Origin of the sequence: Pseudomonas sp. Seg1 (genome assembly GCF_018326005.1) — a bacterium.
Classification (GTDB): Bacteria; Pseudomonadota; Gammaproteobacteria; order Pseudomonadales; family Pseudomonadaceae; genus Aquipseudomonas.
Genome location: NZ_AP021903.1, coordinates 5,778,964 through 5,792,891, shown reverse-complemented (window position 1 = coordinate 5,792,891; position 13,928 = coordinate 5,778,964). Strand labels below are relative to the sequence as shown.

Sequence of the window (13,928 nt, the reverse complement as noted above, 5' to 3'; positions counted from 1 at the left end):
GATGAGCGATAACATTGTTACTTCGGCTGCCGACACGCCAGCGGCCAAACCTTCGCGGCGCTGGCCTTTGCTGCTGGCCGGGTTGTGCCTGGTGGCCGGCGTGGCGGGTGGTTTTGGCTGGCTGCTGCTCAAGCCCAAGGCACCGCCGGCGGAATTGGCCAGCGACAAGCTTGGCCTGAGCCGTCCGGATGCGTTGCTCGAAACCCGCTCCCTGAGCCAGTTGCCCAAGGACCTGCTGACGGTACCGTTCCTCAAGGCCACGCTCACCGAAGATTTCGTCTTCTATTACGAAACCCACGCCGACCGCCTGGGCCTGATCGGCAGTCTGCGCCGGATCATCTACGAGCATGATCTGAAGTTGCAGGACAGCCTGATCGAACAGCTTTTCGATCAACCCGCGGACGTTGCGCTGTGGCGCGGCGCTGATGGCCGCTTGAAGGATTTCCTGCTGGTGATGGATCGCGGCGGGCTGGCGAAACTGCTGGAACCGCTGGCGAAAGTCGCGCTGGATGACACGCAGCTTAGCCAGATGGGCGAACTCAAGGTCGGCGGCGATACCGTGCCCCTGTTTCAACTGACCTACAACGCCAGCAAAGCCCTGTTGTTCGCCTCCCACGGCGACAAACTGGTGGTGCTGTCCAACCCGGCCAAGTATTACGACCCGGAAAGTGGCGTCTCTGAAGAGTCGGGCCATGTTTCGCCGCAAGCGCTGGCGGCCCTGCTCAACGGTGAAAAACTGTTCCCGGAAGCCTTCGGCCTGCCAGCAAAAAACCCTGAGACCAAACAGCGTCTCTCGGTCAACTCCAGCGTCCTCGCCATGGGTTATCAGCGCTTTATCCCGAACTTCGCCGGGCTGCGTTTCGACATGGACGACAAGGGCTGGCACAGCTACCTGGCCATGGACGAACTGGACAACCAGCCGGACTTCGATTTCAAACCGGTGTGGCAAGCGATGCCGCTGGGTGCGAGTGCTTGCGTGACCTTGCCGGTCGCGGCTGAACCACAGAAACCTCTGCTGGTGAAACTCGGCGCCGAAGAAGCCGTCGCGCAGACCCTCACCGAGCATGTGGCCGGCGCTGCGGGCCTGTGCTGGTACGCCGATTCACGTTTGTACACGCCATTGCTGGTCGCCAGTCTGAAGGACGAGGACAGCAGCAAACTCGATGGCGACCTCGGCAAACTGTTCGGCTCGATGGTCGGCGCGTTCGAGTCCAACGTTGAAGAAAACGTCTTCCCGGTGGTCGAGAAACAACAAGGTCAGAGCCACGTCTGGCAGCGTCAGGTCAGCTCCAATTTCGGCCCCTATGCGGCGAAGACTGCCGAGAATCCGGACGCGATCAGCGGCAAGGCGTTCATGAAAGTCAGCCTCGCCCGCCACGGCTCGACACTGCTGTTTTCTCTCGACGACAAACTCGTCGACAAGGCTCTCGGCACGCTCGACAAACGCTTCCCGCCGATGGCCGACGTACTGCCCAAAGACGTGCTGATGCCGATCTACTTCGGCCCGGATTCGATGGCGCAACTGATGCAGCAGGAAACCCTCGACAGCCTGCCGCAGGACATGGAACCGGTGTTCTACAACGCCGCGCAAACCTACCTGATCCCGAAACTGCGCACCCTCGGTGGCTACGGCAAATATGCCCTGACCTTGCCGGAAGGCAGCGAGCCTGACGGCCACTGGCAGTGGTTGCCGCTGGAATGGAAAGCGCTGTGACGGCACTGATCCGCAGCCTCGGCCTGCTCGCGCTGTTGCTCAGCGCGGGTGCCCGAGCCGTCGAGGCGCCTGCACTGGATCCGGCGCAATCCCAAGTGTTCCGCGCTTGGTTCGTGCGCATCGCTCAGGAGCAACTGAGCCAGGGTCCAAGCCCGCGCTGGTATCAGCAGGACTGCGCCGGGCTGGTGCGTTTCGCCGCCAACGAAGCGCTGAAGGTTCACGACGACAAGTGGCTGCGCAGCAATGGCCTGTCCAATCGCTACCTGCCGCCAGAGCTGACGCTCAACGATGAGCAGCGCAAGCTCGCCCAGCAATGGCAGCAGGGCGGCGGCAAGGTCGGGCCGTACGTCAACGCAATCAAACTGATTCAGTTCAACAGTCATCTGGTCAGCCGCGACGTGTCCCAGGCACGCCCCGGCGACCTGATGTTTTTCGATCAGGGCGACGACCAGCACCTGATGATCTGGATGGGTCGCTACATCGCCTATCACACTGGCACCACCACCCCCACTGACAACGGCATGCGTTCGGCAAGCCTGCAGCAACTCATGACATGGAAGGACACCCGATGGATACCCGACGCAGCCAACCCCAACTTCATCGGCGTCTATCGACTGAACTTTCTCTCCCAATGACCGGTGCCCGCATGCTGCGACTCTGCGCTCGAATTTCCCTGCTGCTGGCGCTGTTGTTGCCATTGGCGACCGTCAACGCTGAAGACTCGGTGGAGCCAAGCGGCTACACGCCGGTCTCCGGTGAAAGCTTCTTCCTGCTCGCCGACAGCAGTTTCGCCGCCGACGAACAGGCGATGGTGCGCCTTGAAGCGCCGGGCCGCGACTACCGCCGGTTCCGCATGGAACCGTACGGCGGCGCGGACATTCGCGTGTATCGCATCGACAAGCCGCTGGACTTCCTCAAGCGCCAGAAGAACCTGCACCGCGTGGTCAGTGACGGTCAGTTCAAGGGTGAAGGCCTGTCCAATACCCTCGCGTATCTGTGGGACAACTGGTACCGCAAATCCCGTCGGGTGATGCAGCGCGCGTTCTCCTACGAATCGCGCAAACAGGTCACCGAGGAAGTGCCGGAACTGAAGATGGGCAATGCCATCGCCGCGCCGACGCCATACGACGCACAGCCGCAATTTGCGCTGATCCCGGGTCTGCCGGTGGTCAGCCAGTTCCGTTATCCGCTGTGGCAGGCCAAGCCGATTCAGCCGCCGGCCGGGGTCAATCTGGCCGGCTCTTCCAGCGACTTCGTCAGCGTCGCGCCGGGCAACGTCTACATCCCTCTGGGCAACCTGAAGCCGGGTCTGTATCTGGTCGAAGCACTGATCGGCAAGTACCGCGCGACCACCATGGTTTTCGTCTCCAACACCGTTGCCGTCAGCAAGATTGCCGGTGATGAGTTGCTGGTCTGGGCTGCGCGCAAACACGAAGGCAGCTCGGTGCCGAAGGTCAATGTGCTGTGGACCGATGGACTCGGCGTGATGAGCAGCGGCGCCACCGATGCCGATGGTTTGCTGCGCCTGAAACACGTCAGCCCCGAGCGTTCGTTCGTGATTGGCGAAGACGAAGAGGGCGGGGTGTTCGTCTCCGAGAACTTCTATTACGACAGCGAAATCTACGACACCAAACTCTATGCCTTCACCGACCGGCCGCTGTATCGCCCGGGCGATTGGGTGTCGCTGAAAATTGTCGGTCGCGAGTTCAAGAATGCACGGGATTCGGTGTTGCCGGGGGCGGCCGATGTCACTGTCAGCGTGCTGGATGCGACGGGCACCGAATTGCAGCGTCTCGATTTGAAACTCGATTCGAAGGCCGGCACTCAGGGCCGTTTCCAGTTGCCGGATAACGCCGTGGCCGGTGGTTACGAGATTCGTTTCCACTATAAGGATCAGGCCTACAGCAGCGCCTTCCGTGTTGCCGAGTACATCAAGCCGCACTTTGAAATTTCGCTGAACCTGGCCAAGCAGGAATACCGCACGGGCGAACCGGTCAAGGGCAGCCTGGTGCTGCTCTACCCAGACGGTAAACCGGTGGCCAACGCCAAGCTGACCCTGAGTCTGCGTGCCCAGCAATTGTCGATGGTCGACAACGAGCTGCAATACCTTGGGCAATTCCCGGTGGAACTGACCAGCACCGAACTGACCACCGACAGCAAGGGCAACGCGACCCTCGACCTGCCGGCGGCCGACAAGCCGAGCCGCTACATGCTCACCGTGTTTGCCAGCGATGGCGCGGCGTATCGGGTCAAGACCACCAAGGAAATCCTCATCGACCGGGGCGCGGCAAGCTTCCGCTTGAGCGCGCCGCAACGCTTCAGTGCCGTCAATGACAAGGTTGCGTTCAGCTACGCCAACGAGGGCGGCACCGAGCAGAGCAAAGCGGTCACGCCGAGCAGTTACGCCTGGGTGCGTCTGGAAGACCAGAGCACCGGCGAGGGCAAGCTTGCGGCCAAGGACAAAGGCTTCAGCATCGCCTTCGAGCGTCCGGGTACTTACAACCTGACATTGAAGGATCAACACGGTCGCGTACTCGGTGCCACTGGCCACTCGGTCACTGGCGATGGCGTCAAAGCGGTGCCGGGCACCGTGGAAATCGTCCTCGACAAACCGGAGTACAAGTCCGGCGATGAAGCGCTGGCGCTGATCACCTTCCCGGAGCCTGTGAGCGATGCACTGCTGTCGCTGGAACGCGACAAGGTCGAAGCCACCGCGCTGCTGGCCAAGGGCGGCGACTGGCTGAAACTGGAAAAACTCAGCGACACCCAATACCGCGCACGCATCCCGGTGAAGGACAACTTTGCGCCGAACCTGACCTTCTCCGTGCTGTACACCAAGGGTGGCCAGTACAGCTTCCAGAACGCCGGGATCAAAGTGGTAGCGCCGCAAATCGACGTGGCGATCAGCACTGACAAAGCGGTTTATCTGCCGGGCGATACCGTCACCGTCGACCTGACCACGCAGTTCGCCGGCAAAGCGATACCGGCGCACCTGACCGTCAGCGTGGTCGATGAAATGGTCTACGCGCTGCAACCAGAAGTTGCGCCGACCATCGACCAGTTCTTCTATCACCCACGCCGCAACAACGTGCGTACCAGCGCCAGCCTGTCGTTCATCAGTTACGACGTGGCGTTGCCGGGCAGCCCCGGCGCGCCGGGCAAGGCCAACCGCAGCGAGCGCGGAGTGAAAGTGCTGGAGCGTCCGCGTCGCGAAGACGTCGACACCGCCGCATGGCAACCAGAGTTGTTGACCGGTGCTGACGGCAAAACCCGTTTCACCTTCAAGATGCCGGACTCGCTGACCCGCTGGCGCATCACCGCGCGGGCGATTGCCGATGACGGTCAGGTCGGGCAGAAGAAGCAATTCGTCCGCTCGGAAAAACCGCTGTACCTGAAGTGGAGCGGCCCGAGCAAATTCCGCAAGGGCGATCAGCCGCAGCTCGGCGTGTTCGCGTTCAGCCAGGCCGAGAAACCGGTGAAGGCTGAACTGGTCACCCATTACGCTGGCACCGAACAGCGCCTGCCGGTGACCCTGAACAACGGCATCAACTACCTACCGCTGCCAGCATTCACGTTGGCCTCCGGCGAGTGGACGGCGGAGCTGGTGCAGGACGGCAAAACCGCCGATGCCCTGGCTGTACGCCTGAGTGCGACGGGTGACGGCTGGCAAGTAACGCAGACCCAGAGCCTCGACGTGGCCAGCGGCGACACACCGCTAAGCCTGCCGGCGGACGCCACCGACATTCGCCTGCGTCTGGATGACAGTCCGCAAGCGTTGTTCCGTTCGGCCCTCGATGATCTGCTGAGCTACCCGTACGGCGGCGTCGAGCAGACGGCCAGTCGTTTGTTGCCGTTGAGCATCGCTTATCCATCGCTGGCGTCGAACCCGCAAACCCGCGATCGCCTGCGTCTGATCATGCAGAACAGCCGTTTGCGTCTGGTGCAAATGGCCGGGCCGTCGGCGAGCTTCACCTGGTGGGGTTACGACGGTGAGCCTGACGCGTTCCTTACCGCGTACGCCTATTACGCCGACTGGAACGCCAGCCAGGTGCTGGAGCTGACCCTGCCGCCGGAGCATTGGCAGCGGGTGCTGGAGGTCTATGCCAAGCAGGCGCCGAACACGCCGCTGCTGCAACGGGCGCTGATTCTGTCGTTCGCCAAGCAGATGCATCTGCCGGTGAACACGCTGCTCAGCGGTTTGATGGACGATCTGGCCAAGGCTGGTGAAGGCAACGCCGAAACCCTGATGGACGATGGCGGAGACAGTCTGGTGATGAGCGATCCGCAATCGGCGCTCGGTCTGGCCGCGGCGCGAGTCTTGACCGCGTCGCTGGCCACGCAATCGAAAGTGGCATTGCCCGAAGCGTTCAATCGTCAGGTAGGTGCGGCGCAACAACGTCTGTCGGTCAGCTCGCAGCCTTTCGCCGAGGCGCTGAATCTGTCGCTGCAACCGTTTGATCAGTCGCGTGCGACGGCGTTGCTGCAACGCCTGCTGCCACAGCAATCGACCCTCGAACGCGCCTTGGCGCTGAGCTGGTTGCAACGCAGCATCGCGCAGGCGTCGCCGACCATCGCGCTGACCCCGGGAGAAGGCTGGAAGAAAAATTACGGCGCGACCGGCGAGATGTTCTGGACATGGCAGGGCGCGACGCCGGTGCCGAGCGTGTTGTCCGTCTCGGGCACTCAAGAGCGTCCGCTGCGCGCCGCGCTGAGCTTCCAGACCCAGCAACCGGCCGTCGATCCAATGGCCGTGACCATCACCCGTCGTCTGTCGCGGCTGGTGCCGGGTGACGAAGCGTTCACCTTCAAACTGGAGGCGGTGGGCACCAAGCCGCTGTCCAGCGACAGTCTGTACCTGGACGAAGTGATCCTCACCAGCAAAGCGCCGAAGCCGCTGCGCTACGGCATGCTCGAAGTGCCGCTGCCACCGGGTGCCGATGTCGAACGCACCACGTGGGGCATCAAGTTGCAGGGCAAGGACGGCACCGAGCCGACCGCGCTGGAGAAGGCGCGCTTCGAACCGGGGCAACTGGCCTACGCGGTGCCGGTGGATGCGCTGAGCGGCGAATTGCGTCTGCGTCATCTGGTGCGGTTCTCGCAGAAGGGGCAGTTCAGCCTGCCGCCGGTGCGTTTCACCCAGGTCTACGCGCCGCAGCATCAGGCTCAAGAAGCGAAAGCCGCCCTCGGTCAGGTCACGGTCAACTGACATGACCCGGCCGCTGTTGTGGCTGCTGTTATGGCTGATTCCTGCGCTGGCGACGGCGCAGGATGAGCCGTTGCGCGTGGCGTACAAGGGTGAGTTGTTGTCGTTGAGTCAAACGCAGCTGATTGCTCGCGAACCGTTGCCGTCTTCGCTGGATGCACCGCTGGGCAGTCTGTGGAAGCTGTTCATTTATGCGTGGCTGGTGGATACCGGTGCTCGCGAACCGGCTTATGAATGTCGCGGACAGTCGAAAGAGGAAGTCTACTGCTGCTCGGCGGGCGGCAAGATCGAGCGAGATCAGGCACTGGTGAAATCCTGCGGGTTGTACTTTGAACCGGCGCGATTGGGCATTGCCGCCGCTGACTGGCGCACGTATTGGCAGGCTCGGCAGGCGCCGTCGTGGTTGCTGGAATTGCCTTCGGTGCAGGCGGCCACGCGGGTTTCTGTGGCTGACTTGCTCAAGGTGTTGGCTTCGCTGCCAGCGCAGGAGCAGATGCGCCGGGTGTTGCTCGATGTGGTGCTGAACGCTGCCGACGGCAATGTCGTCGGTGAACTCGGCGGACGCCTGCGGGTGAAAACCTGGAGCTGGCTCGGCGATCAGGATCGGCATTCGCGGCAGGGTGGTTTTGCTGGTTGGACGGCTGATGGCTCGCCGCTTTGGGCTGGTGGACGCGGCACCAGTCAGATGGTTTTGCGTCATTACGGCCAGGCGTTGGCGACTGTGCTGCCAGCGGCATGGCCGGCGGAGGCGGGGCGCTGCGTCGAGGTCGGGCTGTTCTCGCGCTATCCCGTCACCCGCGTGCTGGCGGGTGACCGGGTCGTAACTTCCGGCCCGTTACAGGGTGACTACCGCGTCGAATTCGCCAACGGCAATGCGCTGGATATCCACAGCGCCGGCGAACTGTTTCTGCTCAACGACAAACTCGTCGCCAGACTGGATCGCGAAGAATACGTCGCCCGCGTGCTGGAGCGCGAAGCCAAACCCGAGCCGGCCGAAGCCGCCAAAGCTCTGGCCGTGGCGATCCGCACTTATCTGCTGCAAAACGCCACGCGCAACGGTGATTGCCTGAGCATCGACGACAGCAGCACCCGCCAGCGCGTCGCCCCACGTCCGGCTTCTACCGAGTCGCGCAATATCGCCGCTTGGACCGCCGATCTGGTGTTGGCCGGCAGCACCGTCACCTATCACTCCGATCAGCCCGGCCCGGACAAACTCGCCTGGCAACAAGCGGTCGAGCAAGCCAACGCCGGTCAGCGTTACGACGCGATTCTGCTGCACGCCTATCCGCGCGCCAGCCTCAGCCGCTGGGACAACCCGGTTGCCTCCTGCGAAGCGCTGCCCGCCGCGCAAGACTGGTTGCAAAAACAGCGACGCGGCTGGCGCCCGACGCTGGAAAGCGAAACCGGCTACAACGAAGTCAGCACATTCGCCGTGTGCAAACTCGCTTTCGGCCGCCCCTTCGTCGACCGCGAACGCCAGCGCATTTACGTGCGCGGCGTCCTGACGTTGCAGGATCGCCTCGACTTGACTCACGAATATCTGCACCTGGCCTTTGAAGCACATCCCAATGGTCAGGATGAAACCTACATTGAAGGGCTCGCCCGTCACCTCTTGCTGGAATAGGCCATGACACTCCGTTATCCACAGGTCTTGCTGCTGCTCTGCACGTTGACCGCGCTATCGCCGGCCATCGCCGCCGACAGCGTCAAACTCGACACCCCGATCGGCGGCTGGCGCAGCGGCGCCCCCGAAGGCGAGGGTGAAAGCTTCCGCCAGACCGTTAACTACCCGGCCTCGTCGGTAAATACCCCGGTCGGTCAGGCCAACACCGCCCGCATCAGCGGCGAAATCAAAGCCACGCCAAAGAGCCGCGAGCCCGGCCGCTTGATCGTCAACGGCGTCAGCATGCCGTTGAAAATCGACGACAGCGGGCGCTTCGACCGCCCGTTCTCCTTCCCCAACGGCAGCAACAGCGTCGAAGTGCGCAGCCCCGACGGGCAACAACGTCACCGCACGCAGTTCCTCAACACCAGCGGCGGCGCCACCCCGGCGAAACTGCGCGTATTGCTGGCGTGGGACAGCGACGGCACCGACCTCGACCTGCACCTGATCACCCCCGACGGCGCGCACATCTGGTACGGCGACCGCACCGCCGCCAACGGCGCAGCGCTCGACGTTGACGTGACCACGGGTCACGGCCCGGAAATCTTCGCGATGCCGGCGCCGATCAAGGGGCAGTATCTGGTGTACGTAAACTACTTCGGCGGTGGTTATCGCAGCGATGAAGACGGCAGCGATGAAGCGGTGCAACCGGTGACCACGGCGCAAGTCACGGTGATCACGGAGGAAGGAACTCCAAGCGAGAAAATGGAGACCTTCCTGGTGCCGATGCGGGCGGTGGGGGAGTTGACCTTGGTGAAGTCCTTCAGCTACCCGTGAATCACCTAATCATTTAGGAAAAACACCGCACAGGGCATTGCCTTCGTAACCGTGAACAATCGGCCCCAGCACCATAAGTGGGCCGCAGGCGTAGAGCGGGGATGACACTGTTTGTTGCGTGTCGAGCAGAACGACTTCCCTGCCGAATTCGTCGCTGCCAAAGGATTGCTCGTAGTACGAACTGCACACCGGCAGCTTCAACGGCACCGGGATCACCAGCGCCCAGACCGTGATCCCGCACCATTCGCGGGTGGGAGTTGATGTTGCTGTTCGGGTGATTTGCGGGGTGATCGAGCGGTAACTTTGCGCTCTGTAGGCATCGGTTTTCAGTGTGACTTTTTCCGGGAGGGAGATGCCTACTCCGACGCATGCGGAAAGACAGAGGTACAGCGTTATTGCGGCGGCGGATTTCAGTTGTGAACTCAAAGTGCGGGGGATCAATTTCTAACTTCCTTGTGGAGTGATTCTCGGACTTATAGCTTGGCCAACTACGTTGGACGGCTACTTAAAGGGTTTCCAGCAAACCAATGGCAATGTGGTTGTCGAGTTGCTGGCGATGGCGCTTTTCAGGATTTCGGTTTCTGCTACGGACGCGCTACGCCAGCCCCAGATACAACGAACGCAACGTCTGCACCCGATTGCGTCCCTGATGCTTGGCGCCATAAAGCGCCTGATCCGCCTCAGAAAGCAGCCGCGACAGGTCGTAACCCGATTCATGGGTGGTGACCACGCCGATACTGACGCTGAGCAGACCCGGTTCCAGAATGGAGAGCCGGGCGAAGGCGTGGCGGACTCGCTCGGCAATCTCCAGCGCAGTCGGCTCATTGCATGCACCGAGCAGGCAGGCAAACTCCTCGCCGCCGATGCGCCCGAAAACATCCTCCTCACGCAGGCTATCCATCAGGACACCGCTGAACGCGATCAACGCCTGATCGCCGACAGGATGGCCGTAGGTGTCGTTCAAACGCTTGAAGTGATCCAGATCGCAAAGCAGCAGCGCCGCCGGTTCGGCCCGCTGCTGACTGTCGTCCAGCAAGTGGGTGGCGTGCAGCATGAAGGCTCGACGATTGCCGATGCCGGTCAATGGATCGCTGAACGCCGCAGCCCTGAGTTTCAGCTCGGCGCGCTCTTTGACCATCGCCAGAGTGATGTAAGCGATGCCAATGACATACAACATCGACTCAAACAGCATGAACGAAAAGAACGGTACGCCTTCACCGTTGCCGAGCAAGGCTTTGGTCACCGGCAAGCCGTCATCGGTGGCACTGCGCACGGCGTAGAACACGGTATGCGAAACCGTCAGCAGCAACGCTGGCATGAATGCGACGTCCAGGCTGTGGCGGCTGCGCCAGAGTTCCAGCGTCGTCAATACGCCGTAACCGAATGCCAGCAGCGAATAGACCAACACACGGTTCGGCATCGAATGGTAGAAGGCCGGTATCAGACACATCAGCAGCCAGATCACGCAGCCAGCCAGAATCCCCGGCAAGCAAGGCTTGCGACCGACCAGTGTGCGCATGGCCGTCCAGTTGAACGCTGCACTGAGCAGCAGAACAACGTTGCCGAAAAGGATCGGAATGAAATCGGCGCCCCGATCACGCCAACTGACCAGCACCACACCCAGCGCCCCCAGCAACATCATGCTGCCGAGGTAGGCCAGTGAAGGTTCACGGGTTTCGCGATACCAGGCGTGCAGGGTCAGCAGTCCCATCAAAAAGAAGACGAAGACCGAAACGACCAGCAGGGTCGGGATATGCAGGACCATTCCATGGATTCCCGTGAGGCTCAATACCGGAATCCGGCCGGTGAAGGGGATGCGGGTAATTACAGAGGGGTGGTGATTGGGCCGGGATTTAGCACCGAGGCGGTGGAATTGGCAAGTGCTGGCTGCGCAGGGATTCACCGGAACCCCTCCAGGCTCAACCCTGTTTCCGCGTTTCACGGCGTGGTATCGGTACTGGAGATTTGGGGCATCAAGGAAACGCCGAAATGCTCGTCGCCTGGTCCTGACGCCGCATCGACACAACCTGCGGGCGTCACGCTGACGCTTACTGGCGTTGCGCCTCAAATACGGCTTAGAAATCTTCGGTCGTAACTGACGCATTGATATAAAAGAATGTTATTTCTGACCACGATTCACGCCTGTTTACGGGCGTTTCTTCGGAGCCCATTCCTAACACATACCAAAGCTGCGTATTGTTATCACGATAAGAAAAAAATGATGAATCCCAGCCGCAACAGATATACCGCAGCTTGGGCATTGCGAAGCTGCCGCTCATGTAGCGTTCAGCCGCAAGTGCATCCGAGCCTTTGACGCGATATCGAGCATTGAGCGGTTTGCCCAACTGTTCGTTGTCTTGAGTACACTCCAGAAATTCGACGAAGGCAGGCTTGTCGCTGAGTTTCGCCAGAAAATCCCCACATTGCGGTCCGGCCATCGCGCTGCCAGCCAACAGGGATAAGCCAGCGAAGACAAGTCCGCTAATCAGTCTGCTCATGTAGTTATCCACGATAAGTGCGCCAACGTATTTTCCTCGTGCTTCTCTCATACGATCAGGCGGCGAGGCCATGTATTGGGCGCCTATTGATACAGCGTCACACTGCTCAAGTTATCAGGAAGATTATTTCAGACATTAAAAAGCCGGCTTGTGGCCGGCTTCTCGGGGACTGGCTTGGTTTATTTTTGGTAAACCGCGCCAGCCTTCAAAACGTACACCCGGATCTGCGTCCGGCTGTGGGACTTGGTCAGACGTTGGTCTGCCGCGTCGGGCGTCATCGCAGCCGCCGGGAGCGGGTCGATGCGCAAATGTGGGGCGCAGGATACTGAGTTTTGCCCGGGATTCCCAGCCTGAAGTGCGGGTTAGAGCGACTGCAGCGGTACAAATCAGGATTTTGTACTGTTTTTCAGGGCCTCTTCGCGGGCAAGCCCGCTCCCACAGAGTTCTGTGTGAACCGGCGTCAGTCAAAACAACTCAGAGAAACGGCACCACTGGCCGGCGTTTGCTCAGGGTCGACCACCAGAATACCCAACCCAATATATGGATCCTTTGCTCTTCAATCTGCGCCGGGTGGAAGACTTCGTCCGGGTATTCGGCGTTGTTGTGGCTGCGCAGTCGCAGGCCGTTGCCGGGCATGCGGTGCAGGTATTTGATGCGCAGCATGCCGTCGTGTTCGATGGCGTAGATTTCGCCGTCAACGACTTGGGTCAGGCTGCGGTCGATGGCGACGATAGAGCCGTCTTCGATGCGTTCGGCCATGCTGTTGCCGATCATGTGCGCGCAGATGGCGTCGGCGGGACGAATTTCCAGTTGCTCCAGGTGCGCGCGTAGCAGGCGGATGGAGAAGTCCGGGTCTTGAATGACGTGGGTTTTGTCGGAGCCGTTGGCCAGGGGTGTTTCTTTGAAGAATGCCAGTTCGAGGTCGTTGGGGTGGATGAATCGATAGGCGCCCTGGGGATCTTGGGCGTCATAGCTGTCGCCGTTGCTGGCAGGCGGAGTCAGGCTCGGCACCTCTTTTGTGCCTTCGCCGGTTTTCAGCCATTCGCTGTTGACGGACAGCAGGCGTGAGACTTCTTCCATGCGATACGCCGGGACGCCCCGGGTGTACCAGTTGTGGACATTTTGGGCTTCCGTGCCCCAGAACTTTGCGAAACCCGTCGTCGAGATGTTCGCAGCTTCCAGGAGTGCCTTGAATCTTGGACCGCTAGTGTTCTTTCTCATAAACACGGAGTCTACGGCCGTGCCAGAGCAGTTTGAATAAACCGGGCGTTCAAAAACGGGCTGAATTTTGCGACGGGATGTAAGACGTCCTTGTGGGAAATTACACAGGCTAAAACTTTTTTGTAGTCCTCCATAAACACTCTGTTTAAGGCGGTTTTTCCCGGGCACAAAAAACCCCGGATCAACCGGGGTTTTCTTCAAGCATCACGCGTAGGGCAGGTGCTTAGCCTTTGTAGGCAGCAACCGACTTGGTGATCGCGTCGCGTGCGGCGTCTGCGCCGGCCCAACCTTCGATCTTGACCCATTTGCCTTTTTCGAGATCTTTGTAGTTCGCGAAGAAGTGTTCGATCTGCTGGATCAGCAGTGGTGGCAGGTCGGTGTATTCCTTCACGTCGACGTACAGCTGGGACAGCTTGTCGTGTGGAACTGCGATGACTTTGGCATCGCCGCCGCCGTCGTCGGTCATGTTCAGGATGCCGACTGGACGTGCGCGGATGACCGAGCCTGGCGCAACCGGGTAAGGGGTCACAACCAGCACGTCGAGGGGATCACCGTCGTCAGCCAAGGTGTTCGGGATGTAACCGTAGTTGGCCGGGTAGAACATTGGGGTGGCCATGAAACGGTCAACGAACAGGCAATCGCTGTCTTTGTCGATTTCGTATTTGATCGGCGCGTGGTTGGCCGGGATCTCGATCGCGACGTAGATGTCGTTCGGCAGGTCTTTGCCAGCCGGAATCTTGCTGTAGCTCATTGGGCGTTGCCCCCGTAGTTGACCAAAAACACTTGGCCGGATTGACCAAAAAGTGGCGGCGATTATAGGCATATTCTGCCGGGCGCGCCATGTACCGAAAG

The 13,928-nt window shown here is 60.8% G+C and carries 10 protein-coding genes; 5 read left to right on the top strand and 5 right to left on the bottom strand.

The genetic code is table 11. The annotated features are described in order from the left end of the window. Position 1: 1 nt before the first annotated feature. From KI231_RS26010 to KI231_RS25990, 5 genes are read left to right on the top strand one after another with little or no spacing between them, the layout of a single operon-like run. Complete coding sequence (locus KI231_RS26010; protein WP_213026695.1) at positions 2 to 1,714, top strand: DUF2138 domain-containing protein; 1,713 nt, start codon at positions 2 to 4, stop codon at positions 1,712 to 1,714. Further along, positions 1,699 to 2,349: a DUF1175 domain-containing protein gene (locus KI231_RS26005; RefSeq protein ID WP_213026694.1), complete on the top strand. Its 651-nt coding sequence runs from the start codon at positions 1,699 to 1,701 to the stop codon at positions 2,347 to 2,349. Before KI231_RS26010 ends, KI231_RS26005 begins: the two co-directional genes overlap by 16 nt. Continuing rightward, positions 2,346 to 6,920, top strand: coding sequence for an alpha-2-macroglobulin family protein (locus KI231_RS26000; RefSeq protein ID WP_213026693.1), 4,575 nt, complete (start codon positions 2,346 to 2,348; stop codon positions 6,918 to 6,920). The genes KI231_RS26005 and KI231_RS26000 overlap by 4 nt, the downstream gene beginning before the upstream one ends. 1 nt (position 6,921) lies before the next feature. Then, positions 6,922 to 8,541 (top strand): DUF2300 domain-containing protein, encoded by a 1,620-nt coding sequence (locus KI231_RS25995; protein WP_213026692.1) that lies wholly within the window; start codon positions 6,922 to 6,924, stop codon positions 8,539 to 8,541. A 3-nt stretch (positions 8,542 to 8,544) separates the two neighbouring features. Next, on the top strand, positions 8,545 to 9,357 hold the full coding sequence (locus KI231_RS25990) for a YfaP family protein (RefSeq protein ID WP_213026691.1): 813 nt from the start codon (positions 8,545 to 8,547) through the stop codon (positions 9,355 to 9,357). A 9-nt stretch (positions 9,358 to 9,366) separates the two neighbouring features. Here KI231_RS25990 and KI231_RS25985 read toward each other — a convergent pair whose 3' ends face one another. From KI231_RS25985 to ppa, 5 genes are all read right to left on the bottom strand, one after another. Next, positions 9,367 to 9,798: a hypothetical protein gene (locus tag KI231_RS25985; RefSeq protein WP_103303716.1), complete on the bottom strand. Its 432-nt coding sequence runs from the start codon at positions 9,796 to 9,798 to the stop codon at positions 9,367 to 9,369. Positions 9,799 to 9,952: 154 nt separating this feature from the next. After that, positions 9,953 to 11,122, bottom strand: coding sequence for a GGDEF domain-containing protein (locus tag KI231_RS25980; protein ID WP_213026690.1), 1,170 nt, complete (start codon positions 11,120 to 11,122; stop codon positions 9,953 to 9,955). Positions 11,123 to 11,432: 310 nt separating this feature from the next. Beyond that, on the bottom strand, positions 11,433 to 11,855 hold the full coding sequence (locus KI231_RS25975; RefSeq protein WP_103303714.1) for a DUF4952 domain-containing protein: 423 nt from the start codon (positions 11,853 to 11,855) through the stop codon (positions 11,433 to 11,435). Positions 11,856 to 12,329: 474 nt separating this feature from the next. Next, entirely contained in the window at positions 12,330 to 13,076 is a 747-nt protein-coding gene (locus KI231_RS25970; protein WP_213026689.1) for a S24 family peptidase, read from the bottom strand. A 223-nt stretch (positions 13,077 to 13,299) separates the two neighbouring features. Further along, the gene (gene ppa / locus KI231_RS25965; protein WP_008052339.1) at positions 13,300 to 13,827 is read right to left on the bottom strand and encodes an inorganic diphosphatase; all 528 of its coding nucleotides are present in this window, start codon (positions 13,825 to 13,827) and stop codon (positions 13,300 to 13,302) included. Positions 13,828 to 13,928 lie beyond the last annotated feature (101 nt).